At 49.1% G+C, this 23,223-nt stretch carries 26 protein-coding genes and 1 tRNA gene; 21 read left to right on the forward strand and 6 right to left on the reverse strand.

Annotated features, from left to right (window positions below; all coding sequences use genetic code 11):
- Window positions 1–378: 378 nt before the first annotated feature.
- Entirely contained in the window at window positions 379–735 is a 357-nt protein-coding gene (locus tag ACLTX1_RS05920; protein ID WP_055246230.1) for a helix-turn-helix transcriptional regulator, read from the reverse strand.
- Between the two features lie 199 nt (window positions 736–934).
- Here ACLTX1_RS05920 and ACLTX1_RS05925 point away from each other — a divergent pair, with 199 nt between their 5' ends.
- The 7 genes from ACLTX1_RS05925 (at window position 935) to ACLTX1_RS05955 (ending at window position 8,201) form a co-directional block, all read left to right on the forward strand.
- Window positions 935–1,606 (forward strand): response regulator transcription factor, encoded by a 672-nt coding sequence (locus ACLTX1_RS05925; RefSeq protein ID WP_007887836.1) that lies wholly within the window; start codon window positions 935–937, stop codon window positions 1,604–1,606.
- On the forward strand, window positions 1,590–3,002 hold the full coding sequence (locus tag ACLTX1_RS05930; RefSeq protein ID WP_195522533.1) for a sensor histidine kinase: 1,413 nt from the start codon (window positions 1,590–1,592) through the stop codon (window positions 3,000–3,002). Before ACLTX1_RS05925 ends, ACLTX1_RS05930 begins: the two co-directional genes overlap by 17 nt.
- A gap of 131 nt (window positions 3,003–3,133) precedes the next feature.
- Window positions 3,134–4,006, forward strand: a complete 873-nt coding sequence (locus tag ACLTX1_RS05935; RefSeq protein WP_235254653.1) for a hypothetical protein — start codon at window positions 3,134–3,136, stop codon at window positions 4,004–4,006.
- Window positions 4,007–4,451: 445 nt separating this feature from the next.
- Window positions 4,452–4,862, forward strand: a complete 411-nt coding sequence (locus ACLTX1_RS05940; RefSeq protein WP_015563840.1) for a sigma-70 family RNA polymerase sigma factor — start codon at window positions 4,452–4,454, stop codon at window positions 4,860–4,862.
- 499 nt (window positions 4,863–5,361) lie between these two features.
- Entirely contained in the window at window positions 5,362–5,598 is a 237-nt protein-coding gene (locus ACLTX1_RS05945; protein WP_005933564.1) for a DUF6870 family protein, read from the forward strand.
- Between the two features lie 118 nt (window positions 5,599–5,716).
- Window positions 5,717–7,399: a recombinase family protein gene (locus ACLTX1_RS05950; RefSeq protein WP_014080196.1), complete on the forward strand. Its 1,683-nt coding sequence runs from the start codon at window positions 5,717–5,719 to the stop codon at window positions 7,397–7,399.
- A 52-nt stretch (window positions 7,400–7,451) separates the two neighbouring features.
- Complete coding sequence (locus ACLTX1_RS05955; RefSeq protein ID WP_308448282.1) at window positions 7,452–8,201, forward strand: HNH endonuclease; 750 nt, start codon at window positions 7,452–7,454, stop codon at window positions 8,199–8,201.
- Between the two features lie 77 nt (window positions 8,202–8,278).
- Here the strand turns inward: ACLTX1_RS05955 and ACLTX1_RS05960 are convergent, their stop codons facing one another.
- Both ACLTX1_RS05960 and ACLTX1_RS05965 read right to left on the reverse strand, forming a co-directional pair.
- Entirely contained in the window at window positions 8,279–9,115 is an 837-nt protein-coding gene (locus ACLTX1_RS05960; protein WP_308448283.1) for a deoxyribonuclease IV, read from the reverse strand.
- Between the two features lie 3 nt (window positions 9,116–9,118).
- The gene (locus tag ACLTX1_RS05965) at window positions 9,119–9,832 is read right to left on the reverse strand and encodes a nitroreductase family protein (protein ID WP_412330629.1); all 714 of its coding nucleotides are present in this window, start codon (window positions 9,830–9,832) and stop codon (window positions 9,119–9,121) included.
- A 172-nt stretch (window positions 9,833–10,004) separates the two neighbouring features.
- Between ACLTX1_RS05965 and ACLTX1_RS05970 the strand changes: the two genes are divergently transcribed.
- From ACLTX1_RS05970 to ACLTX1_RS06035, 14 genes are all read left to right on the forward strand, one after another.
- Window positions 10,005–10,508, forward strand: a complete 504-nt coding sequence (locus tag ACLTX1_RS05970; RefSeq protein WP_308448285.1) for a MarR family winged helix-turn-helix transcriptional regulator — start codon at window positions 10,005–10,007, stop codon at window positions 10,506–10,508.
- Between the two features lie 107 nt (window positions 10,509–10,615).
- Window positions 10,616–11,527 carry an AraC family transcriptional regulator gene (locus tag ACLTX1_RS05975; protein ID WP_308448286.1) on the forward strand — a complete coding sequence of 304 codons (912 nt, stop codon included), beginning with the start codon at window positions 10,616–10,618 and terminating at the stop codon, window positions 11,525–11,527.
- Window positions 11,528–11,542: 15 nt separating this feature from the next.
- Window positions 11,543–12,595 carry a Gfo/Idh/MocA family protein gene (locus ACLTX1_RS05980; RefSeq protein ID WP_395506412.1) on the forward strand — a complete coding sequence of 351 codons (1,053 nt, stop codon included), beginning with the start codon at window positions 11,543–11,545 and terminating at the stop codon, window positions 12,593–12,595.
- Between the two features lie 31 nt (window positions 12,596–12,626).
- Complete coding sequence (locus tag ACLTX1_RS05985) at window positions 12,627–13,466, forward strand: sugar phosphate isomerase/epimerase family protein (protein WP_395506411.1); 840 nt, start codon at window positions 12,627–12,629, stop codon at window positions 13,464–13,466.
- A 429-nt stretch (window positions 13,467–13,895) separates the two neighbouring features.
- A complete protein-coding gene (locus ACLTX1_RS05990; protein WP_308448289.1) occupies window positions 13,896–14,780 on the forward strand; it encodes a YitT family protein in 885 nt (294 codons plus the stop codon).
- A 134-nt stretch (window positions 14,781–14,914) separates the two neighbouring features.
- Complete coding sequence (locus tag ACLTX1_RS05995; protein WP_412330630.1) at window positions 14,915–15,730, forward strand: metalloregulator ArsR/SmtB family transcription factor; 816 nt, start codon at window positions 14,915–14,917, stop codon at window positions 15,728–15,730.
- Window positions 15,731–15,866: 136 nt separating this feature from the next.
- On the forward strand, window positions 15,867–16,451 hold the full coding sequence (locus ACLTX1_RS06000) for an HD domain-containing protein (protein ID WP_308448290.1): 585 nt from the start codon (window positions 15,867–15,869) through the stop codon (window positions 16,449–16,451).
- Window positions 16,452–16,465: 14 nt separating this feature from the next.
- A complete protein-coding gene (locus tag ACLTX1_RS06005; RefSeq protein ID WP_412330631.1) occupies window positions 16,466–17,395 on the forward strand; it encodes an ATP-binding cassette domain-containing protein in 930 nt (309 codons plus the stop codon).
- Window positions 17,376–18,227, forward strand: coding sequence for an ABC transporter permease subunit (locus ACLTX1_RS06010; protein ID WP_412330632.1), 852 nt, complete (start codon window positions 17,376–17,378; stop codon window positions 18,225–18,227). Before ACLTX1_RS06005 ends, ACLTX1_RS06010 begins: the two co-directional genes overlap by 20 nt.
- Window positions 18,217–19,038 (forward strand): PHP domain-containing protein, encoded by an 822-nt coding sequence (locus ACLTX1_RS06015; protein ID WP_412330633.1) that lies wholly within the window; start codon window positions 18,217–18,219, stop codon window positions 19,036–19,038. The genes ACLTX1_RS06010 and ACLTX1_RS06015 overlap by 11 nt, the downstream gene beginning before the upstream one ends.
- A 14-nt stretch (window positions 19,039–19,052) precedes the next feature.
- The gene (locus ACLTX1_RS06020; protein WP_308448294.1) at window positions 19,053–19,313 is read left to right on the forward strand and encodes a TIGR03905 family TSCPD domain-containing protein; all 261 of its coding nucleotides are present in this window, start codon (window positions 19,053–19,055) and stop codon (window positions 19,311–19,313) included.
- A 109-nt stretch (window positions 19,314–19,422) separates the two neighbouring features.
- A tRNA-Leu gene (locus tag ACLTX1_RS06025) sits at window positions 19,423–19,505 on the forward strand.
- A gap of 120 nt (window positions 19,506–19,625) precedes the next feature.
- Window positions 19,626–20,483 carry a class I SAM-dependent methyltransferase gene (locus ACLTX1_RS06030; protein WP_308448295.1) on the forward strand — a complete coding sequence of 286 codons (858 nt, stop codon included), beginning with the start codon at window positions 19,626–19,628 and terminating at the stop codon, window positions 20,481–20,483.
- A gap of 324 nt (window positions 20,484–20,807) precedes the next feature.
- Window positions 20,808–20,987: a hypothetical protein gene (locus tag ACLTX1_RS06035; protein ID WP_308448296.1), complete on the forward strand. Its 180-nt coding sequence runs from the start codon at window positions 20,808–20,810 to the stop codon at window positions 20,985–20,987.
- A 72-nt stretch (window positions 20,988–21,059) separates the two neighbouring features.
- Here ACLTX1_RS06035 and ACLTX1_RS06040 read toward each other — a convergent pair whose 3' ends face one another.
- From ACLTX1_RS06040 to dapA, 3 genes are read right to left on the reverse strand one after another with little or no spacing between them, the layout of a single operon-like run.
- Window positions 21,060–21,521 carry an ACT domain-containing protein gene (locus tag ACLTX1_RS06040; RefSeq protein WP_308448297.1) on the reverse strand — a complete coding sequence of 154 codons (462 nt, stop codon included), beginning with the start codon at window positions 21,519–21,521 and terminating at the stop codon, window positions 21,060–21,062.
- A gap of 18 nt (window positions 21,522–21,539) precedes the next feature.
- Window positions 21,540–22,295, reverse strand: a complete 756-nt coding sequence (gene dapB / locus ACLTX1_RS06045; protein WP_308448298.1) for a 4-hydroxy-tetrahydrodipicolinate reductase — start codon at window positions 22,293–22,295, stop codon at window positions 21,540–21,542.
- A 24-nt stretch (window positions 22,296–22,319) separates the two neighbouring features.
- Window positions 22,320–23,210, reverse strand: a complete 891-nt coding sequence (gene dapA / locus ACLTX1_RS06050) for a 4-hydroxy-tetrahydrodipicolinate synthase (RefSeq protein ID WP_308448299.1) — start codon at window positions 23,208–23,210, stop codon at window positions 22,320–22,322.
- Window positions 23,211–23,223 lie beyond the last annotated feature (13 nt).

The following is a 23,223-nucleotide window of genomic DNA, read 5'->3' on the forward strand; positions in this document are numbered from 1 at the left end:
CCTAAGATTGAAGCACTAAAAAAATCCCGCCGTGAGCTGGCGGGACAAAAGAAAGAGCTTTATGCGGAATACCGCAAGGCCCAGGCGGATATGCGGCAGGCTGTGGCAATCAAGGCGAACATTGATCATCTGCTCGGCGTGACGGACGGGCGGGAAAATAAGGCCCAGGAGCGATAGCGACAGGCCGCAGACAACAGGCGCATAGCGCCGGGACTTTGGGACAATTTGTCCCGAAGTCCAGCGGGTTTGGGGAGCTCCCCAACAAGCATTTTTGCGGGCCTGCGGCCAGCAAAAATTTCGGAGTGTGGCCACACCCGAATTGCTTGCCATTTCGTGCGCTTCCGCTACATGGCGCAAAAAAACGAAGGTCACGCTTTCTTACGCATCCTCCGTTTCTCTGGCTTTTTGTAGTCCCTCTGCTGTGGCCTCCATGACCGTCAATTCCTTTTCGTCCATTGTATTGAGTAGCCTGTCAATATGCTGGCGGCAGTCGCTTTCGCCGTTCTGCCTGTCAGGATAAAAGAATTGGTCTACGGAAATGTCCAACAGGGTGACGATTTGGTAAAAGGTGTTCAGGCTCGGATGCTGGCCCCGGTTCTCAAAATACATGATGGAACGAGGGGTACGGTCTACGAGCTGTGCAAGGTATTCCTGTGTCCAGCCTTTCGCCTCTCTCTTGCGCTTGATCTCCCGGCCTAATGCGTGGAAGTCAAGCCGTCTGGTGTCTTGGTACATTCTCATATCACCCCTATATTATTTTACATTTCGGGTTTGACTATGAGAACGAAACACAGTTTTATGTTTTGGTAGTATTTTATTGTCCGCTGACAAGGTTGCCGATGTTACACGGCCAAGGTATAATAACAGAAAGAAAATTTGAAAACTACACTTTAATCACAAAAATCTATGATACGCTATCTTTGGAGGTGTTACCATGCAAAGGATTTTAGTCGTTGAGGACGATTTTGATATTCAAGAACTTTTACAGAATTTTTTACAAGAAGCAGGATATGAAGTAGCTGTTGCAAATGATGGTGTCGAGGCACTATCTTTATTTGCGGGAGAACGATATGACTTGATTGTGTTGGACATTATGCTCCCCAAAATTGACGGTTACGGTGTCTGTGAATTGATACGCAAGCAATCTGATGTTCCTATCATTATGCTAACCGCATTAAGCGGAGAAGAAGATCAGATTAAAGGATTGGATTTGCAGGTGGATGACTACATCACAAAACCGTTTTCTATGCCTGTCCTGCTCCGCAAAATTGCGGCTGTACTTCGGCGCAGTAACCGGGAAACAGATGAAAAGTATCAAATCATTACTTATGGCAATTTGCTTTTGAACTGTGACAGCTACACCGCCACCGTGGACGGAGCTAATTTTGAACTGACACAAAAGGAATTTGAAATACTGCGGGAACTGCTGACCCATCAGGGCCGGATATTGACCCGGCAGAACTTGTTGGATAAGCTGTGGCGATATGATTTTTATGGGGACGAGCGTGTTGTTGATACCCATATCAAAAATCTACGAAAAAAATTGGGAATAGATTTCATTCAAACAATCAGAGGGGTGGGATATAAAGTTGATAAAGAGAATTAAAGGCAGTCTGTTTGCTAAAGTCTTTATTCTGACTGTGGCAGTTTTGCTCTGCGTGAGCTTTCTTGTCTATGGCGTTTTGGCTTGGTATATGCCTCAAACCTATTCTAACAATCTCAATGCGGCATTAGATGAACAGACAAGCGACTTTATTTATGAATTAGAACATATCCGTATGCAGGATAGCGGCGGACTTTTTGATCAGTTTCTTCAAAACACGACAATTAGCATGGTGGAGCTTTATACTGCTGATGGTGTTCTGGTGGAAACACCGTCTAACCAAAATAGCTTTAACGATGGGATCACCGGGGAGGCTCTTGGCGGAGCATCTTATGAAAGTGCGCCGATTATATCCAACAGCTATTACTTCTCATTTGCAGATGATAATAGCCAATATATTTTAACAGTTTATGGAGAAGCCTCTCAAATCGCAGAACTGCGGCAATCATTTGTAAGCGTATTACCGATTTTGTTTTGCGTTATTCTCCTTGTATCGTTGGCAACTGCTTGGGTGTATTCTCGTATCATTACAAACCCGGTATTAAAAATCAGTCGGATTTCTAAAGAAATGTCTGATATGCGGCTGGAATGGCAACTTGAGGAACGCCGTTCTGACGAGCTGGGTGTACTGGAGAATAGCTTGAATACGCTGTCCCGGAAACTATCTGCTACCTTGGAGGAGTTGCAAAGTGCAAATCTCCAGCTCCAAAAGGATATTGAACATCAAAAGGCGCTGGAACGGGCACAACAGGATTTCTTTTCTTCCGCTTCCCATGAACTGAAAACCCCTATCACCATTATCAAGGGTCAATTAGAGGGGATGCTATTGGGTATAGGGGCATATAAAGACCACGAAAAGTATCTTGCCCGATCCTTGGAAGTTGCAGCTACGCTTGAAACGATGGTGCAGGAAATATTAACGATTTCAAGGCTGGAAACCAATGTCGATTTCAAAATGGAGCATTTTGATTGCGCTCCCATGATACATGGCTATTTGAGGGAGATTGATGATTTAGTGGCAACAAAAGAGCTACAAATACATCTTGCTATACAGTCTCCCGCTTTTATCAATGGGAACAAATTACTGATTGAAAAGGTGTTCTCCAATTTGATTTCAAATGCTGTAAAGTATTCGCCGCATGGAGCAAGCGTTGATATTATTTTACAAAATACCAACGGACGCTTTTTGTTCTCCGTAGAGAACACAGGTACACATATACCAGAAGATGATATTCCCAAATTGTTTGACGCTTTTTATCGTATGGAGCAATCCCGCAGTAGAAGAACAGGCGGTAGCGGCTTAGGGCTTTATATGGTTCAAAGAATTTTACAACAACATAACAGCTATTGTGAGGCTTGCAACACAGAAAACGGTGTTAAATTCTTCTTCACGATTTAGCGGACAATCAGCGGCAGGTGAACAACCTGCCGCTTTTTTTAACTACACATAAATCACAAACTAATCCCAAAGGTATCCCAAAATGCTTTGCTATACTTGGGGTACATTCAAAGAAAGGATTGGTAAACACTATGAGAAGAATGGCATTATGCGCTGCGTCCATGCTCTTGTTAGGCTGTTTGGCTGGATGCAGTACGACACCACAGAACAGCCAGGAACAAGGTAATCCCGTTATCAAGGAAGAAATCAGTCAACCTCTTGGCGGTTCTGAGGCGCTGGGAAACAGCGAGGACAGCTCGGCACTCTCCGCCGCAGACAAAGAAAAAATGTTTGCACCTTATGAACAATACGGGATGACCTATGACGCGGTCAAAGATGAACTTACCTATAACGGGAATTTGGTTCGCTGGTTTGAGGACTATTATCCCATCAGTAACAACGAAACCGCCGGTATTGATTTTCTAAATGAGAACGGCACAGTAGATGTGTATGCTGTACGGGATTTAGAGAGCTTTTCAAAAGCGGCTGACGGCTCCGTTGATCCGGCGGGTAAACTGATTGGCTTAAAAGAGTTTACCCAGCAGGAATTTGACGCACGGGATATTGAGGCGTTGAAAAACAGCACATCCGTTGCTATGGCAGGAACGCCGCTTGAAGATAGCGAAACTGCAAAGCTCGTTGCAGAGTATGAGGCATTTGGAGTAACCTATGATGCCGAAAAAGATCAGTGGTATTTCAATGGTGAGGAAGTCCGCTATTTCCGGGATGTTCTCACTTCTAATGGTGAAAGCCTCACCAGCGGAAAATTCCGAGGCGAAATGAGAACGCTTGGAAGTGGTGTTGGCACAATAGACATTTATACCGTTCGTGATTACGGCCACTTGAACAGCGAACATCACGGAACATTAACTGGCATCGAGAAATACAGTCAAGAGGAATTTGACGAGCATACACAGGCCGGAATGTCTGGAAATCAGCCCATAGGTAATGCAAGCCATAACTAAACAAACCATCTATCTGCCGGACGACGGCAAAAGAAAAAAAGCCGTCGTAGAGCAGACAATTTGACACGCCCATTTGAAACGGCGGCTTTGATTTTCAGAGCCGCCGTTTCTTTGCGTCTACACAAACCAATGACGACTTGCAGGGACACGGTAGCCGATTGGAGGTTATTTTGCCGTGTTCATTTTATTATTTCATTGTTCGCGTGATCTGCACCAGCTAAAAAAAGCGTAGCCCCTCCATCGGAGCAGTCCGGCTTTGAAAGTGAAATTAAACAGTACATAACCGATAATATATTTTCGTGCGCTTGTGCGGCCTTGTGTCGCGCAGGCGCATTTTGCTTTCCAGACTTCGAGACAAAGTGTCCCGAGGTGCGGTGCCGTTCTCCGCCGTTACTCCATTTCGTTTCCGACCAACCCCGAACAAACTGAAATGGAGGATTTTACGATGACTACTATCAATTTGAAAGATATTTATTATTGGTACACGCAGGATCAGCTTATCGAAGTTTCTGACGAGGTGGCCGAGGTATTCAAGGCCGATGCCCGCTATGAGATGGCCTACCAGCGGCGGCTCTCCCGGCACAAGGCGCAGTATTCTCTGGACTGCGATGACGGGATTGAGTATTCCGCTTGCCTGCATGAGCCGACCCCGCAGGAGCTCCTTGAACGGATGGAAACCTTTCTTCGTCTGTGGAACGCTCTCAATTCTCTGCCGGAGATCCAGGGCCGCAGAATTGACGCACATATCATTCTTGGCAAGTCGATTAAGGAAATTGCCGAGGCCGAGGGCGTACATGAGGAGTCTATTCGCCAGTCGATCAAGCGTGGCCTTGAACGCATGAAAAAAACTTTTTGATTTTTTCATCTTAACCCACTTGGAATTGATGAAAAAATGTCTCGGTTTATGAGAGGAGGTTTTCTTCCTAACGCAAGGGAATAACGGCAACCCTGAGTAAGTACGGGGAGCCAGACGGTGGGTGCGCGGTGACATCTCCCAAAAGAGATTGAGCGAACAACACCAACACTGTAAATGGGCCCGGCCATCCCAAGGCCATGATCCGGCGCTGAACAGGTTGGCTGCCTGTTCCTCCGGGCTTGTCGCTTTACTTGCGTTGAGAGCGCCGCACAGAAAATAACGATTGTCTTTGGACAGGCCAAGTAAATATGTGCGGCGCTCTCTAATATTCAAAAACTATAATAAACCTCGAGACAAAGTGTCCCAAGGTGGAGTAAGGCAACAGGCCAGCATCCCGGTGGTGCTGGCCTGTTGCGTTTCCCCACCAAACAGCGGGAGGCGTTCTATCAATCTGCGAAGGAGGTTTACCGTGAAATTAACTACACAGGAACTTGAACAAATGAGAAGCGTTGACATTGGCGCGGTGGCTGCCGAGTCCCTGCCTGATGTGAGCGGTATGACCTTTGACAATGCGCTTTCCCGAAAGGAGCGCATCTCTCGATTTTTGCAGACTGTCAAAAATCCATACTGCTTTTGCATCGGTGGTGTTGGCGTGAAAATTGAATTTGCTGAAAGCGGGCCATCTCTCCAAGATAAGCTGACGGATTTCCTGCTGCGGCAAAGAAGCGGGCTGTAACTTCGGTTACAGCTCGTTTTGCTTCTTCGAGACAAAGTGTCCCGAAGCGGAGGCATCCTTGTTGTCCTCCCCGGACAGAGTTATAATATAAGTGTAATGTGATAGGGAAGGAGGAACAATGGCACGAGCAAAAAACAGAGGGTATCAGCAGAGTTTCTCTCCCTCTTACACAATCCGCCGCTGGCGGCTGGGCATCTATATCCGGCTTTCAAAGGAAGATTTGAAAAAAGGAAAAGACGATAGCAACAGCGTAAAGAACCAGCGTGACCTACTGAACGATTTTTACCGACGCAACATTGACGAGTTTGAAAGCATCACGGAATATGTGGATGATGGTCATACTGGAACGGACGCCAACCGTGAAGATTTTCAACGGCTCTTGGCGGATGTCATGAGTGGTAAAATCAACTGCGTTATAGTAAAAGACCTGTCCCGCTTCGCACGAAATTATAGCGATGCCGGAAGTTTGATCGATAACCTGTTTGTTCAAATGGGTGTTCGCTTTATCAGCCTTGCTGAGAATGTGGACAGCTACAAGAACCCCGACAGCGTTTCAAATATCATCGTTCCCATTACAAACGTGATGAACGATAATTACTGCTATCAGACTTCCAAAAAGATCCGGCAGGTATTTGATTACAAACGGCGCAACGGCCAGTATATCGGAGCATTTGCTCCTTACGGCTATGTAAAGCACCCAAAGGACAAGCACAGGCTGATTGTTGATCCCGATGCTGCTGAAAATGTCAAACTCATTTTCACAATGCTTATTCAAGGGTCATCAAAACGTGCTATCGCATTGTACCTGAACGAACACGGCGTACCGAGCCCCTCGGCTTACAAGGTACAAAAGGGCTTGCCTGTTTCGACAAGAGGGTATGACGATCCTATGTGGGGAGTCCGCATGATCCACTCCATTCTTACCAATCCGACCTACACCGGGGATTTAGCCCAAGGCCGAAGCCGGGTGAAAAGCTACAAGGTACACCAGATTGAAGCTGTTCCACGCGAGGAATGGGTGGAAGTGGCTGGAACGCATGAGGCCATTATCGACTATGAAACTTTCGACAAGGTACAGGCTCTCTTACAGCGTGATACCCGTACTTCCCCGAAAGGCCGTGAGGTACATTTATTCAGCGGCTTTCTGAAATGTGCCGATTGCGGGCGGGCCATTACCCGATGCGTTGGCAAGAACAACAATGTATATTATTCTTGCTCAACCTACAAGAACCGTTCCCGGACAGCCTGCACCATGCACTCAATCAAGCATGAACGGCTGGAGGCTGCTGTTTTGTTCGCTGTACAGCATCAGGTACATTTGGCTGTTTCCTACTCGGAAATCGTCACGCAGATCAATTCCGCTCCAATCAAAAAAAGCCAGTCTTACCGACTGGACGATCTGATAGCTGCAAAAGAGCGGGAACTGACAAAGATAACACGCTACAAGCAATCTCTTTATCAGGACTGGAAAGACGGTGAAATCACCCAGCAGGAATACCGGGATATGAAGGCTGACTATGAACGGCAGACTTCTGATATTTCCGCGGTGCTTACCCGGCTGAACGCTGAACGCGCAGAACTGGCAAACGGTGTGGACAACGAGCATCCCGCACTGGTAGCCTTTATGAAGTATCAAAACATTGAAGCCCTCAATCGTGAAATCTTGGTTGAGCTTGTGGACTATATCAAGGTCTATGAAAACGGCAATATCAGCGTGAAATTCAAATTTGCTGACGAGCTCCGCAAGATTGCCGAGTACATTGAAATCAACACTACGGAAGATACCGCAGTAGCGGGCTAACCCCCGCTACGAACCCCTTTGACAGTGTGTTTTCCTAATAGGCGCTAATCATATGGTGATGAAACAGTGGCCATATCATTTTCAAAGCTCTATGTCGAATGTATTGGTGATCGTTGCAGCTTTAATGGCGATTTTCCTTGTGATTTATGGTTTATACCGAATATTGCGTAACCCTTTTCATTATCCATATTTTGTGCGTTCTTTTGATGTATCTCGGAAGAGAAATGTAGACATTGAAGATTATATAGATAAATATTTGTGTAGTGAATTTGGCTGGAATTGTATAGTGGAACACCATAATACGATCATAAATTGGAAGAAAAGAACGGAGAGTTACATTCAAACTTGTATATTGAAAAAGAGGCGTACTCGCCAGCTTTATGAAATCATAGATGACAATTTTGCTTTTCGCTTTAAAACGGTTAGAGATCAAACAAGATACAGACAGCAAAATTACGTGAAGACATCCTATAAAGTGTCCGTGCTTGATTCTGAAATAGCTGTTGATTGGGACTGGCTTGTACAACGTCATAGAAAATTAGAGAGAATAGGGTTTGAAGCGACACTGAAAGAATACCATAGTCGAGATCAGCGGCGACAGATGACAAAAGAGTTACGCCAACAGATCATGAAACGGGATCACTATACATGTCAAAATTGCGGAAAGTACATGCCGGATGGAGTAGGACTCCAAATCGACCATATTATTCCGATTTCAAAAGGCGGAAAAACGGTTGCGTCTAATTTGCAGGTGCTGTGTTCAAAATGTAATGGCAGAAAGGGGAATAGAAGAACGACATAAAGAAAGAACACAAATCGTGAGCAGTTAGTTTAAAACGATTTGTGTTCTTTTGCTTTTTAATTAAAATATAAGCTTTTTTAGCTCTCCTCAACCATCGCTCTCAAAAGTTCAATTTCGGCTTTGTAGCCGGGGAGTTCGTTTGGAGTTTCGAGATAAAAGGGGAGGCGGCGCAGGACAGGGTGGTTGATGATGCGGCGGAACGCTTCCGTGCCAATCTTGCCCTCGCCGATCTTTGCGTGGCGGTCTTTGTGAGAGGAAAGCCCGAAGATGCTGTCGTTAATGTGTACCGCTTTCAGACGGTTAAGCCCAATCACGCGGTCAAACTCCGTCAACACACCGTCGAGGTCGTTTACAATGTCATACCCGGCATCGAACACGTGGCAGGTATCGAGGCACACGCCCATGAGGTCGGAGAGCGTTACGCGGTCCAGAATTTCACGGAGTTCCTCAAAATGAGAGCCGACTTCCGTGCCCTTGCCTGCCATGGTCTCGAGTAAAACCGTGGTGGTCTGTTCGGGAGATAAAATGGCGTTCAGCGTTTCGCTGATCTGTGTGACGCCGGTCTCGATGCCTTGTCCAACGTGGCTGCCGGGGTGGAAGTTATAGAGATTGTGCGGTGTGGCTTCCAGACGCTTCAAATCATCCTGCATCGTTTCGCGGGCAAATGTGCGGGTGTCTTCGTTTGCGGAGCAGGGATTGATCGTATACGGCGCGTGGGCGAGCAGCACGGCAAAGTGGTTTTCCGCCGCTAACTCGTTTAACTTCTGTGCATCGTTCAGATCAAGCGGCTTTGCACGGCTGCCGCGCGGGTTTCGCGTGAAGAACTGGAACGTATCCGCGCCGATGGAAAGTGCCGTTTTGCCCATGGCGTAGTAGCCCTTAGAGGCAGAAAGATGACAACCGATGTGCAGCATGGCTTATTCCTTGGAGTTCCAGTTTTTGTAGATCTCTTTTGTGGAACGCACCATTTCCTGCGCAAAATCGGAAACATATTTGCGGTTATAGAACGCCTTCGTGCGGTCGTTTGGCATCATTTCGAGCAGCTCTTCTTCAGAAAGTTCACGATACCGGTTCTCAAACACGATGGAGCTCTTTGCAAAACGAGTTGTCTGCTTTCTTTCCTTTTGCTGCTGGGTGGGATAGCCGAAGACCAGCATGCAAAGCGGCGCGACCTGCGGGGGCAGGTTTAAAAGCTCTTTGTGAATCTCGAAGTTCTCCACAATATCGCCGATATAGCAGGAACCGATGCCGAGGCTTTCCGCGGCGATGCAGGCTGTGTGTGCGGCGATGACGGCATCTTCCGTTGCAAGCACCATGTTGCTGAGCTCCGGCGCGGGAATGTTTTCGCAGCCCGCCATTTTGAGCTTTCTGTACCAACGGTGGTAATCTGCACAGAAAATGAGCACCATTTTCGCCTGTGCAATGAACGGCTGATGATCACAGGTTTCGGCAAGCTTATCCTTAATGGACTGATCCGTCACGTCGATGATGGAGTACGGCATGCAGTTGCCGCCGGTCGGTGCGCGCATGGCAGCGGCAAGGATAATATCTTTGATTTCGGGTGAGATCTCCTTATCCTCAAAAACACGGACGGACTTGCGGTTCATCAAAACTTGAATCGTTTCATTCATTTTTTAGACCCCTTCCAAATTGTTGTAATTAAGCTGCTAACAGTATAGCACAATAAAGCATCTGTGTAAAGAAAAATATAGAGCCGAAGTGCACGGGAAAACGGTACTATGGGTTGACAAATTTAACAGCGGGGTTATAATAATATCAAAGAGGCGTATGAGGAGTGCGGCTATGGAATTGCATGAACTGATGGGAAAATTACATAAGCTGGAGCTTGTGCAACAGCTTGCGCATCGGCGTGGGGCGCAGGAGCATGGTCTGTATTTCGGCCAGATGCCTGTGCTGGATTTCATTGCGGCAAATCCCGGGTGTACACAGGTGCAGGTGGCAGACCATCTGCGTGTCAGCCCGGCCTCCATTGCGCTCTCTACAAAGCGTTTGCAGAAGGCGGGGTATCTCACAAAAGAAGTGGATGCCGAAAACTTACGCTGCAAGCGGCTTTATATCTCAGAAGAAGGGCAAAGGGCCTGTGCCATGTGCCGCGAGCGGTTAGACCAGATCGACGCGGTGGCGTTTCAGGGCTTTTCGGAAGAAGAGCTTGAAGTGTTTTCCTCTTTTTTGGATCGCGTGACGCTCAACATGACGGGCGAGAGCGAGAATGTTGTGAGCGGCGAATTGTTCGGCCATTTGTGCCGGGAGCTCGATGCCATTGAAAAAGAGGCGAAGAAAAGCTGATTTTCTGGTAAGGTTGTGTTTTTTACCATCTGATTTGCAAAAAATATCAAATACATTCCTGCGTTCTTTCATTATAATAAGGGCGTAAACACAGAGGCGATACCACAATGCCGGTCAATCGGGCAAAATTTCACTTCGATAATACATACGCCGGTATGGATATGCTGTACGGGCCATATGTTCTGTATCAGATCGGGGACTTAAGCTGCGAAGCAGGTTACCAGACCTTTGAGCACGAACAGGCGGTCTACGAAATCACGTACGTGCTTTCCGGCACCGGTGCATTTTATGTAGATGATACGGTGTACACCATGCAGAAGGGTGACCTGCTCCTTGTGCGCAAGGGACAGATGCACAACATCATCTCGGCGGAGATCGAACCGCTGCGTTTCTTTTATCTCGGCTTTGATTTTGTAGAGCCGATCGTAAATGAGAAGATTGCACAGCTTAAGAGCTTTTTCGATACGAACGAGCAGGTGCAGTTTCATAACGCGGTCAGCTTACAGGACACGTTCATGCGCGTGCTTTCCGAATTCATTTCGGACGACGTACTCTCGAACCTTTTGATTGAAGCGTACATGCAGGAGATCATCTGCGGCGTATACCGCATTTTCAGCCGAAAGTTCTACAAAAACTACTTACTGAGCGGCAGCAATAATTCCGATGAAAAGCTCGTCTACGATGTCATCAATTACATTGATGTGCACCTTGAGTCCATGGAAAATCTCAGCGCGCTCAGTGCGGAGTTTGGGTACAGTTATACCCATATTGCGCAGAAGTTCTCTGCGTTTACGGGCGAAAGCCTGAAATCCTATCACACGAAGCGGCGCTTTGAAAAGTCAAACGAGTATCTTCGCCAGGGATATTCCGTTACAAAAGTCGCCGAGCTGATGGGCTTCAAATCGATCCATGCGTTCAGCCGCGCCTACAAAAAATATGTGGGCATGGCGCCGCGTGAATATAAAAAATGGGCCGAGGAGGATAAAAAGAACCTTCCGCAGCCCGCAGAAAATTCTTAAAGGAGTTGTATTCCAATGAAAGTTGCCGTTATTGGTTGCGGTACGATCGCAAATGCAGCGCACATCCCGTCTTACATGAACAACCCGGAGGCAGAAATCAAGTATTTCTGCGACATCATCCCGGAGCGCGCACAGGCTGCCGTTGAAAAGTACGGCTGCGGCACCGCTGTTGTGGATTATCACGATGTCCTGGCAGACCCGGAAGTTGAAGCTGTTTCCGTCTGCACCCCGAACAATGTTCACCCGACCATTTCCATTGACGCATTGCGCGCAGGCAAGAATGTTCTGTGCGAGAAGCCGGCTGCAAGAACCTACAAGGAAGCCCTTGAGATGCAGAAGGTTCAGCACGAGACCGGCAAAGTGCTCAACATCGGCGTTGTCAACCGCTTCAATGACAGCGTGAACCTCATCAAAAAGTATATCGACGACGGCAAGCTCGGCAATATCTACCATGTACATGCCAGCTTCCGTGCACACCGCTCCATTCCGGGCCTCGGCGGCGCGTTCACCACAAAGGCGATTGCAGGTGGCGGTGCTCTGATTGACTGGGGTGTGCATTACCTTGATATCGTTATGTACTGCTGCGGTGACCCGAAGGTTAAGACCGTTACGGGTGAAGCCTTCTGCGAGCTTGGCAAGGACATGAAGGGCTACGCATACACCGACATGTGGGCAGGTCCCCCGAAGTACGACGGCACCTACGACGTGGACGACTCCGTTGTCGGCATGATCCGTACCGAAGGCCCGGTCATCTCTCTGCACGGCGCTTGGGCGCAGAACATCGGCGAAAACGAGTGTTACATCGACTTCATGGGCGATAAGGGTGGCATCCGTCTCCAGTACGGCAAGGATTTCACCGTTTACAGCTCCGAGTACGGTGCACTCACGGAGTATAAGCCTGTCTTTAAGATGCGCGACCACTTCCAGAACGAGATTGACGCATTCATTGACTGCATCAAGACCGGCAAGAAGCTGCCGTCTCACATCGATACCGTTATCATCACGGCACAGATGATGCAGGCGATTTACGATTCCTCCGAGCAGCACAAAGAGATCACGCTGGGCTAAACTCCCTGTGCATTAAGAAAGGAAATTGCTTATGTATCCCTTTTCTATCGGCGTTCTGATGGACGGCTTCCGCACCGATACGCTCACGGCTCTCGATAAAGCTGTTGCAGTCGGCGCGACCGGCATTCAGGTTTACGCAACAAGAGGCGAAATGTCGCCCGAGAATATGAACGCAGAAGCACGCCGCGAATTTTTGAAGCGCGTGAAGGATCACGGCCTGACGATCTCTGCGCTGTGCGGCGACCTCGGCCACGGCTTCAACGACCCGAAGCTGAACCCGGAGCTCATTGAAAAATCCAAACGCATCGTAGACCTTGCAAAGGACCTCGAGACCGATGTGATCACAACGCATATCGGCGTTGTACCGAACGACCCGAGCCACCCGCGCTATGCAATCATGCAGGATGCTTGCGGCCAGCTTGCGGCGTATGCAGACTCCATGCAGGCACACTTCGCTGTGGAGACCGGCCCGGAGATTGCAACGACGCTGAAGGGGTTCCTTGACGGCCTCCATTCCAAGGGTGTTTCCGTCAACCTTGATCCGGCAAACTTTGTTATGGTCACGGGCGACGACCCGGTGCAGGCGGTCTACACGCTGAAGGATTACATTGTGCACACACATGCAAAAGACGGCAAGCGTCTGCATTATGTCAGCCCGGAGATCCTGTACGGCATGGAGGAATCCGACATGCTGAACGACGCTTCCTTCATTGAGCTTCCGCTCGGCGAAGGCGACGTAGATTTCCCGGCGTACTTCAAGGCGCTGAACGACATCGGCTATAAGGGCTTCCTGACGATCGAACGTGAAGTCGGCGACGACCCCGAGGGCGATATCCGCAAGGCGGCAGATTACATCCGCAGCCTGATTTGATTTTAAAAAGCACAGAAGGAGAACGGTTTCGGCCGCTCTCCTTTTTGCATCATAACTTTTTGCTGCGTCTGACGCATGGCCCAACGGTGTTTTACGTGTATGCCGCAACGGTTGAAAGTGCGGATATCCCAATCACGCTGCAGGCGAATGAAACGATCGATTACAAATTTCTGCCGTATGACAAATTCTGCGATTTCGTACAGTCCGTGGCGTTTGCCGCTTCCCTTCGGGAACGTTTTCCGGCGTATCAAAACGCGCTCGAAACATATGTAAAGCAAGTTTTGAAAGACGCAACTTGCAAAAAATGACGGGGGGAAAATCAATTATTCATTTGTATGCTTTCCTGTTGAATTTTGGTGTTTGCTGTGTTAAAATCTCAAACGGATTAAAAACAGGCGCTTCGCCTGTAATGAGGAAAGTTGGCGCAGTATGAATAACCCGATTCAAAATGTTAAGGAAAAGCTTACAAAACAGAATTTAAAGACGTTTATGCTCATCACGTTCGGCACCTTTGTTTTTGCCATCGGCACTTATTTCTTTAAATTTCCGAATAATTTTTCCACCGGCGGCGTGAGCGGTATCTCTATTCTGCTCGGTCATATTTTTCCGTCGTTCTCCACAGCGGGTATCATGTGGATTATCAATATCATCTTGCTCATCGTCGGTTTTATCATTTTGGGACGCGGTTTCGGTGTGCTTACCGTGTATTGTAGCATGCTGCTTTCGTTTTTGACGTGGCTGCTTGAAAAGCTCGTTCCGCTTTCTAAGCCGCTTACCGACCAGCCGTTCCTCGAGCTGTGCTACGGTATGATGCTGCCGGCGGTCGGCTCGGCGATCCTCTTTAACTGCAACGCTTCGAGCGGCGGCACGGATATTGTTGCGATGATCCTCAAAAAGTACACGAGTCTTGATATCGGCAAAGCGCTGCTCGTCAGCGATACGCTCATCGCGTTTTCCGCGATGTTTGTATTCGATATCCGCACAGGCCTGTTTTCGCTGCTCGGTCTTGCTATCAAGGCGTTCATGGTCGATTCCGTGATTGAAGGTATTAACCTCTGCAAATATTTCTCCATTGTCACCACGCACCCGGAGGAGATTTGCGATTACATCATTCACAAGATGAACCGCAGTTCGACCATTGTGGATGCCACAGGCGCGTATTCGCATGAGGGTTGCAAGGTCGTCATGGTTGCGTGCAGACGCGGTGAAGCTGTGAAGCTCCGCGCGTATGTCCGTTCCGTCGATAAAAAGGCATTTATGTTCATCACGAATACGAGCGAGATCATCGGCAAGGGCTTCCGTTCTGTTGAATGACCGTACATAAAAGTTTTTGGCAGCGCATCGTTTCGGTGTGCTGCTTTTTTACAGGCGAAAATTTAATTTAGTATTGACTTAATTAAAATTCGTGCTATAATTTAATTTAGCAAATACTTAATCAGGAGGACGCTATGGGGTCAACGGCTATGATGTTCAAAGCACTGGCAGATGAAAACCGCCTTTTGCTGCTGCGCCTTTTGCTGCGCCGCAACTGTTGCGTGCGCGCACTGGCAAGACAGCTGGATATTTCGGAAGCGGCGGTTTCACAGCATTTAAAAGTTCTGCGTGAAGCGGGGCTCATTTTCGGCGAAAAGTGCGGTTATTTCATGCACTACACCGTCAATCGCGCGGCGCTTAAAGAACTCAGCAGCCAGCTCTCTCGCATGGCGTTTTCTGCAGAGCAGATGCCCTGCACGCCGCAGCATGGCGGGTGTAGCCGTGCGGAATATGACAAATGCCGAAACGCGGCACAGCCGCAGACGGAGCATATTCTGCACGTAGCAGAAAATAGGATATTTGATTTGAAAGGAAGCATGAACATGAAAATCGCGGTAACGTATCAGAACGGACTGGTTTTCCAGCATTTCGGCCATTCCGAAGCATTTAAGATCTATGAGATTGAGAACGGCGAAGTTAAAAATGCAGAGGTCGCGCCCACAAACGGCAGTGGCCACGGTGCACTGGCTGGCTTTTTGAAGCAGCACGGCGTGAATGCGCTCATCTGCGGCGGCATCGGCGGCGGTGCGCGCACGGCGCTTGCAGAAGCGGGCATCGAGTTGTATCCCGGTGTTTCCGGAAGCGCGGACGCGGCGGTCAATTCGCTGCTGAACGGCACACTGCTCTATAACCCGGACACCGTCTGTGCACACCATCACCACGAGGGCGGTCATGACTGCGGCAGCCATAGCTGCGGGGAAGATAAGCACGGCTGCGCGGGCAATCATTGATTTACCGGAAGGGTCATTTCGGCATTTGCTGCGATGACCTTTCTTTTTCTTTACAAACTGCGAAACTGTTTGAAAACACGCGATTTCTGTGTTATACTATACGCAGAGTTTGAAATTTATCTACGGGAGGACAAGCATGTCGAATCCGTACAGAGAGGAATTTATCTCCATTTATACACAGAATATCACGCGCGAGGGCTCGCAGAAGCTTTTGGCGTGGCTGGATACCACCGATTTTTACACCGCGCCGGCAAGCACAAAGTTCCACTGTGCCTGCGAAAGCGGCCTTGTGATGCACAGCCTGAATGTCTACAAGGCGATGCGCGAGCGTTGGTTTGACGAGGGCGACAGTGAAGAGAGCTTTGCGATATGCGCGCTGCTGCACGACGTGTGCAAATCGCAGTTTTATAAGACCTCCACGCGCAACGTGAAAAATGACGAGACCGGGCAGTGGGAAAAGCGTCCGTTTTACACGGTGGACGATGCATTCCCGTTTGGTCACGGAGAAAAATCCGTTTACCTCATCGAGCGTTTTATGCGTCTAAAGCCCGTGGAGGCCATGGCAATCCGCTGGCACATGGGTGGCTTTGACGACGCGGCGAAGGGCGGCAGCTTTGCCATCAGCCTGGCATTTGACCGCTATCCGCTCGCCGTGAAGCTGCACATGGCTGATTTGGAATCAACCTATCTGCGCGAAAAAGGCACCTCCGATGTGCGCTGAGAGGCGGTGAGCAGATGATCGCGATACAAACTGCAAATTTAACGAAAAAATACGGTGACATCATTGCGATAAATGGCGTGGACCTTGAAGTGGAAGCCGGGGAGATCGTCGGCTGCCTCGGCCCGGAAAGATCCGGCAAAACGACGCTGCTGCGCCTTTTAACGGGTCTTGTGCGCCCGACGCTCGGCGACAGCACAGTGCTGGGACTTTCTTCTGTGAAAGAGAGTCGCAAGCTGCGCGCGAAAAGCGGTATCGTTACCGATACGGCGGCCTGCATTGGCAGCATGAGCGCTCTGGAAAACCTGCTGATGTTCGCTTCCATGTATGGCATGCGCAAGGAGCAAGCCCGTACACATGCGGCGCAGCTTTTGAAGAAGCTTGACCTTTGGAACGCGCGCGACCGCAAGGTCTACACGTTTTCCACAGAGATGTGCCGCCGACTATCGCTGGCGCGTGCGCTTGTGCATCGCCCGCAGATCGTGTTTTCGGACGGTTTGCCCGGCGACGAGCAAGCGGTATCGGACGCAATGGTGCTGCGTACACTTACGGATTACGCAAAGGAAACCGGCTCCACGGTGCTGCTTTGCACCGATCATCTTGAAAGCGCGGAGGAGATCTGCACAAGCTTTGCGGTGCTGGAGCACGGCTTTTTACGGGCGAGCGGCGACCTTTCGATGCTTACGGCCGCTTCCGAATTGACGCCTATGGCGGTGATTCGCGTGAGCGACACGCAGAAGATGCCGGAGGACTTCACACTGCATGATGGCGCGTGGGAAAAGCCAATCGAATCCGAAGCCGATATGCCGGAGCTTATTTCCGGGCTTGTGCGGGAGAATGTCGGCATTTACGAAGCATCCGTGCGTACGCCCACATTGCAGGATGTTTATTACGCGTTTGTGAAAAAGCCGGGAGAGGAGACACCGCATGAAGAAGCTGTTTTATAAGCTGTTTTCCAAAGCGGAACGTGCACTCATGATGAAGGACCTTTCCGCTTTGTGCCGCCGCAGGCTGATCTTGACGTTGCTCATCGCACTGCCGCTCGTTTTTGCGGTGGCGTTCCCACTTTTGTTCCTGTTCGTTTCCGCTATGGTCTCACCGGAATCCTCTGGTGTGGAGCAGTTTAAAAACCTGCTCGATAACATTCCGCAGGGGACGGACGAGCGCGCGCAGATGTTCTACATTTTCACGGCGTTTATCTCGCCGATGCTGTTTATGCTCATTCCGCTTTTATCGGCAATCATTACGGCTTCGTACACGTTTGCGGGCGAGCGGGCACACGGCACAATGGAAACGCTTCTGTTTGCGCCGTTCAGCGTGCGCCGCTTTTTGCAGGCGAAGGCGGCAAGCAGTGTTTTGGCTTCCGAGCTTGTCACGACGGTTTCGTTTATTCTGTTCTTTGTCGTCACGGCTATCGGTGATATGGTTTTGAAAGCGCCGTTTTTCTTCGATCTTTCATGGTTCGTTCTGGTGTTTTTGCTCTCGCCGGCCATCACGGTGCTGGGCGTTACGTTTGCTGCGATGCTGACCGTGAAAGCACGCTCCACAGCGGAATCCATTCAAATTTCCGGCTATATCGTGCTGCCGATTTTGCTCATCTTCATCGGGCAGATCATGGGCCTGTATCGCTTAAACAGTATTGCGCTTTTGATTTTGACAGCGATCATCGTTGTGATCGACCTGTGTTTATTCAACTTCGGGTTCCGGCGCTTCACAGCCGAAAAGCTGCTGACGCGTCCGCCGGAAAAGCCGCGAAAGGAGAAAACCAATGTCTATTGACCTGCACTGCCACACAAGATATTCGGACGGCTCCACGCCGCTTGAGGAGCTTATACAGCTTGCTGCGCTCCGCGGCGTGACGACGTTCGCACTCACCGACCATGATACCATGGCGGGCTGCGAATGCGCGTCGGAGCTTGGGCGGGAAGCGGGCGTGACGGTGATTCCCGGCGTGGAAATTTCTGCTGCAGACCCGAAGCGTCACGGCAAAGCGCATATCCTGTGCTATAAGCCGAAGAAGCCCGAAGTGTTACTGCCGCTGCTGCAAAAAACGACGGACAGCCGCCATGCGGCGATGCTACGCTCCGTTGATAAGGTCTGCCGCCTGTATGCGATTCCGCGCGAGATGATTCTGCGCCGCGCGGAGGGCTCGACGAATATCTACAAGCAGCACGTTTTGCAGGCGTTAATGGACGCCGGCTACGCGAGTGAGATGTTCGGCGAGGTTTTTAAGAAGCTCTATGATTCCAAAACGGGCATCGCCTACGAGAAGGTGGATTATCCCGACATCGATACCGTGATGGACGCGGTTGACGCCGCAGAGGGCATCGCGGTCTTGGCGCACCCGAGCGAATACCACAGCATGGATCTTCTGCGCGAGCTGTGCAGAAACCACCGCATCCGCGGCATTGAAGTTTATCACCCGCGCAACACGGAGGAGGATAAAGCGGAAATGTTGCGCTTAGCCGAAAAGTATGACCTTGCCGTCACCGGCGGCACGGATTATCACGGCTTTTACACGACAAAGAAAAATCCGGTCGGCACGTTTACGACGGCCGAATCCGAATTTGATAAATTATTTTCTGAATGAAAGGGAAATGCAAAATGAAGTATGATTTCACACCGAAAGGTGTATGTTCCAGAGGCATTCATGTAGAGCTTGACGGCGACGTTATCCGCTCCGTGAAATTTGATGGCGGCTGTAACGGCAATACGCAGGGCGTGGCAGCGCTTGCGGTCGGCATGACCGTTGACGAATACGTAAAGCGCTGCAAGGGCATCAAGTGCGGCTTTAAGAACACCTCCTGCCCGGATCAGCTCGCGCTCGCACTGGAAGAAGCGCTCGCAGAGCAGAAGAAGGCATAAGTAATTTGCTCAAGAGAAATTACCCGGAGAGAAACTCTTTCCGGGTTTTTCTCTGTTTGGGCTTGATTTTTCCTCAGAATACGGTATAATAGTTTAGTCAACAAAATATGCGGGTATGGCGGAATTGGCAGACGCGCCAGATTTAGGTTCTGGTACTTCGGTGTGCAGGTTCAAGTCCTGTTACCCGCACCATAAGTCCGCCGTAATTTTGATAGAATTACGGCGGACTTTTTGTCATCTTGCTAAGTGCTTTATTAAATGATATAATGAGGGCAATAAATTGTAGTTTAATTAATCACCAAACTTAAAGGAGTGAATAAAAATAAATTGACCGAATATGAGAAATTTTGGGATGAAATGTCCAAAACGGAAGAAGTTGATTATGACGATGAAATGATAAATCGTCTTTTGAGGCTCAAGGCAATTCAAAGCCATTTATCAGGGGTTCATAAAATTTTGGATGTAGGAGCAGCAACAGGAGCTTATTCCATACCTTTGGCTAGAATGGGCTTTGATGTAGTACATTTGGATTTATCTGATGAAATGATTAAGGCGGCAAAAGATAAAGCGATAGGTTTAACAAACATTCAGTTTATTAAGCACAATGCTTGTTGTCTGGATGTATTCGAGAATAATGAATTTGACCTTGTGTTATGTTTTGACGGGGCAATTTCATTCTCTGGAAGCAAGGCAGAAGATGTAATTGCTGAAATATGCAGAGTCGGAAAAAAGGTAATGCTTTCGGTTTCTAGCAAAAGTTGTATGACAGTCACATGGCTGAACTATAGTCTTAGTAAACTGCACTACATTCACCCGTCCGTAAAGGACATAATGGAAACAGGTTGCTTTAACAAAGAGAACTACGACAATGCTGAGGAACTTACATCCATTGCTGAATTAAAAGCCTATGATATTGATGAATTAAGGGATGTTTTGAACAAAAACGGGATGAATGTTTTGGAATGTCGCAGCATTGGTAGTCTAACGCATCTGTATTTGTTGCATCTTTATCGGCAGAATTCCGCTCAAGAAGTGCATAAGAAAATCAATGAAATCAGTATGGACAAGAAATTTCTTGAAATCTGCGATTATTACGACAAATATGTTATGCCAAACGGTATGGGCAGTTTCAGACGTGCGGGTATATTTGCGATAGCAGAAAAACCGTAAGCAAAAAGTTGGTTTACGAGTGTGTCCTCAATAATGTTTCACTTTAAATTGAGTACAAGTCTGTTCCACCACTCACAACAACCACACGCGGCTGTTATCTGTCGCAGCCAAAACAATCCGGTGAATTGTTTTGGCGTTGCGATACAATGAGGCAACGACAGTTGCCCATAACCTAATTCAAAGTCACAGGTTCGACCCCTGCTACCCGCACCATAAAAACGAGTGTATTCAGAGGCTTTGGCTTTTGTGTTCACTCGTTTTAATATGCCATATATATGACACGATCGGCCGAACGGCGAAGCGAAAATCAGAGAATACTATGAAATGGCACAGGGTATCGTTGAAGCTATCAATCAAAAATCGAACGCCCAAGAAATCTGGAACGAGGTATATAAAGATCTCGTTGAGCCGTGTGTAAACATGATTCATCACAATAAAAATGAAAGTGCTTATACGCTTTATAAACTTTATTCTCTGAAATTGAATCAAAAATACAAAGCATAAGAATCGAAAACAGAAGGTCAAGCCGGATAAGAGACTTGACCTTCTGTTTTCGTATTTATAGTTGCCTAAAAATTATTTCGCGTTGGCCGCTTCTTCGATGGCTTCCAAAACGGTGTCGTAGTCCGCTTCCGTGACGAGGAGGGAGATCTCGACTTCGGAAGTCGTGATGAGGCGGATGTCGGCGTCGCTTGCGGCGATGGCGCTGAACACTCTGGCTGCCATGCCCGGCGTGTTTTTCATCTGCGGGTCATAGACGGAGATTTTATGGTTCACGCTGCTGACGATAACCTTGATGCCGGTCTCGGTCTTGAGCGTATTCGCAAAAGACAGCACTTCGATGAGGTCTTGGTCAGAAATGGTAAAAGAAAGGCCGGCATTTGCACCGTGGTTCGGGGGCATGGAGATCATATCGATGTTGATATCGAGCTCCGCGATGCGCTCGAATACCTCAGCCATAAAGCCTGTGGTGGCGGGGCTGCCTTGCAGGGTGACCAGTGTGATATTGCTGACCGTGCTGATTTCGGTTGTGCCCATGATCTGTTCCATCCTTTCTTAAACCAAAGCGGACATGTCGTAAAGGCCGGGGCCTTTGCCGCTCATGAATACCGCTGCGTTTACTGCGCCCACCGCGAACAGCTCTTTGGACTGCGCAGAATGGGAGAGCGTGATGACCTCGTTGTTGCCCGCAAAGATCACTTCATGCTCGCCGACAATGGTGCCGCCGCGCACGGAGTGAATGCCAATCTCGCTCTTTTCGCGCTTTTTGCGCTGTGCGTGGCGATCGTACATATACTGCGTTTCGCCGTCGCGCACGGAAGCAAGCGCATCGGCAAGCATCAAAGCCGTGCCGCTCGGCGCATCAATCTTCTGATTGTGGTGCTTTTCGACGATCTCAATGTCGAACTGGTCGCCGAGCACCTTTGCCGCCTTTTTTGCAAGCTCCAGCATCAGGTTAATGCCGAGTGACATGTTGCGGGAATAGAAGATTGGCTGCGTTTCGGAAGCTTTGGTAAGCTCCGCGGTCTGCTCTGCTGTGTAGCCCGTGGTGCAGAGTACGGCCGGAATGCCGCCCTTTTCCGCCGCGTAGTGCAAAATCGGCGTCAAAAGGGAGGGGTGGGAGAAGTCGATGATAACATCTGCCGCTTCCGCTACCTGATCGATGGAGGTGTAAGCGGGGTAGGAAGCAGTCTGTGCATTGACGTTCAGATCAACGCCGGCAACAATCTCGCAATCGGTGCGTTCGGAAACAAGCTGCGTGATGAAGTGACCCATTTTGCCGCAGCAGCCACATAAAATAATCCTTGTCATTTTACGTCCGTTCCTTTCTTTTAATCAGGCGAGCTGCAGATGCTTTGCCATTTCGGCCTTCAGCTTTGCAATCTGCTCATCGGACATATCGACAAGCGGCAAGCGGCAGTGGCCGCAGTTGAAGCCCATCAGGTTCAATGCCTGCTTTACCGGGATTGGGTTGACGTCCATGAACAGTGCGTTCATGAGGTCGAGATACTTAAACGTGAGTGCCTGCGCCGTCTTGAGGTCGCCCGCAACAGAAGCGGTGGCAAGCTCGTGCATTTCTTTCGGCATGATGTTGGAGAATGTAGAGATGACGCCCTTGCCGCCGAGAGACGCAATCGGCAAAGTCTGCGTGTCTTCACCGGAGTAAACCGTGAGGTCATCACCGCAAAGCTCACGCGTTTTGATGAGCGCGGAGATGTCGTGGTTCGCTTCCTTTGTGGCAACGATGTTCTGCGTCTTCGAGAGCTCGTAGTACGTTTCCGGCAGAATGTTGAGGCCGGTGCGGCTCGGGACATTATACACAATGCACGGAATTTTTACACTGCCTGCGATGCGGTTGAAGCTTGCAACGAGGCCGCGCTGGGAAGTCTTGTTGTAGTACGGCGTGACAAGCAGAAGGCCGTTTGCGCCGAGTGCTTCTGCTTTTTGGGAGAGCTCCACGGCGTAGGCGGTATCATTGCTGCCGGTGCCTGCGATGACCGGCACGCGGCCGGCAACCTTGTTTACGGTGAACTCGATGACCTTCACGTGCTCTTCATCGGTGAGCGTTGCCGCTTCGCCGGTGGTACCGCAGGTGACAATGGCATCGGTGCCGCTTGTGATCTGAAACTCGATGAGCTTTTCAAGCTCCTCGTAGTTTACGGACATATCCGGGTTAAACGGGGTAACAAGTGCCACCGCTGCGCCGGTAAAAATGGTTTCTTTCATCTAAAAAATACCT

The sequence above is a fragment of the Hominenteromicrobium sp. genome, from assembly GCF_046974225.1.
Taxonomy (GTDB): Bacteria; Bacillota; Clostridia; order Oscillospirales; family Acutalibacteraceae; genus Hominenteromicrobium; species Hominenteromicrobium mulieris.

Bases quoted from the DNA above. Each gene is read 5' to 3' on its own strand.
- ACLTX1_RS05985 (WP_395506411.1), top strand. From the start codon at position 12,627: ATGTATCCCTTTTCTATCGGCGTTCTGATGGACGGCTTCCGCACCGAT.
- ACLTX1_RS05960 (WP_308448283.1), bottom strand. From the start codon at position 9,115: ATGCTGCACATCGGTTGTCATCTTTCTGCCTCTAAGGGCTACTACGCC.
- ACLTX1_RS06035 (WP_308448296.1), top strand. From the start codon at position 20,808: ATGGCACAGGGTATCGTTGAAGCTATCAATCAAAAATCGAACGCCCAA.
- dapA (WP_308448299.1), bottom strand. From the start codon at position 23,210: ATGAAAGAAACCATTTTTACCGGCGCAGCGGTGGCACTTGTTACCCCG.
- ACLTX1_RS05935 (WP_235254653.1), top strand. From the start codon at position 3,134: ATGAGAAGAATGGCATTATGCGCTGCGTCCATGCTCTTGTTAGGCTGT.
- dapB (WP_308448298.1), bottom strand. From the start codon at position 22,295: ATGACAAGGATTATTTTATGTGGCTGCTGCGGCAAAATGGGTCACTTC.
- ACLTX1_RS05990 (WP_308448289.1), top strand. From the start codon at position 13,896: ATGAATAACCCGATTCAAAATGTTAAGGAAAAGCTTACAAAACAGAAT.
- ACLTX1_RS06005 (WP_412330631.1), top strand. From the start codon at position 16,466: ATGATCGCGATACAAACTGCAAATTTAACGAAAAAATACGGTGACATC.
- ACLTX1_RS05980 (WP_395506412.1), top strand. From the start codon at position 11,543: ATGAAAGTTGCCGTTATTGGTTGCGGTACGATCGCAAATGCAGCGCAC.
- ACLTX1_RS05920 (WP_055246230.1), bottom strand. From the start codon at position 735: ATGTACCAAGACACCAGACGGCTTGACTTCCACGCATTAGGCCGGGAG.
- ACLTX1_RS05965 (WP_412330629.1), bottom strand. From the start codon at position 9,832: ATGAATGAAACGATTCAAGTTTTGATGAACCGCAAGTCCGTCCGTGTT.
- ACLTX1_RS06020 (WP_308448294.1), top strand. From the start codon at position 19,053: ATGAAGTATGATTTCACACCGAAAGGTGTATGTTCCAGAGGCATTCAT.
- ACLTX1_RS05950 (WP_014080196.1), top strand. From the start codon at position 5,717: ATGGCACGAGCAAAAAACAGAGGGTATCAGCAGAGTTTCTCTCCCTCT.
- ACLTX1_RS05970 (WP_308448285.1), top strand. From the start codon at position 10,005: ATGGAATTGCATGAACTGATGGGAAAATTACATAAGCTGGAGCTTGTG.
- ACLTX1_RS06040 (WP_308448297.1), bottom strand. From the start codon at position 21,521: ATGGGCACAACCGAAATCAGCACGGTCAGCAATATCACACTGGTCACC.
- ACLTX1_RS05975 (WP_308448286.1), top strand. From the start codon at position 10,616: ATGCCGGTCAATCGGGCAAAATTTCACTTCGATAATACATACGCCGGT.
- ACLTX1_RS06010 (WP_412330632.1), top strand. From the start codon at position 17,376: ATGAAGAAGCTGTTTTATAAGCTGTTTTCCAAAGCGGAACGTGCACTC.
- ACLTX1_RS05955 (WP_308448282.1), top strand. From the start codon at position 7,452: ATGGTGATGAAACAGTGGCCATATCATTTTCAAAGCTCTATGTCGAAT.
- ACLTX1_RS06015 (WP_412330633.1), top strand. From the start codon at position 18,217: ATGTCTATTGACCTGCACTGCCACACAAGATATTCGGACGGCTCCACG.
- ACLTX1_RS05940 (WP_015563840.1), top strand. From the start codon at position 4,452: ATGACTACTATCAATTTGAAAGATATTTATTATTGGTACACGCAGGAT.
- ACLTX1_RS05945 (WP_005933564.1), top strand. From the start codon at position 5,362: ATGAGAAGCGTTGACATTGGCGCGGTGGCTGCCGAGTCCCTGCCTGAT.
- ACLTX1_RS05925 (WP_007887836.1), top strand. From the start codon at position 935: ATGCAAAGGATTTTAGTCGTTGAGGACGATTTTGATATTCAAGAACTT.
- ACLTX1_RS06000 (WP_308448290.1), top strand. From the start codon at position 15,867: ATGTCGAATCCGTACAGAGAGGAATTTATCTCCATTTATACACAGAAT.
- ACLTX1_RS05995 (WP_412330630.1), top strand. From the start codon at position 14,915: ATGGGGTCAACGGCTATGATGTTCAAAGCACTGGCAGATGAAAACCGC.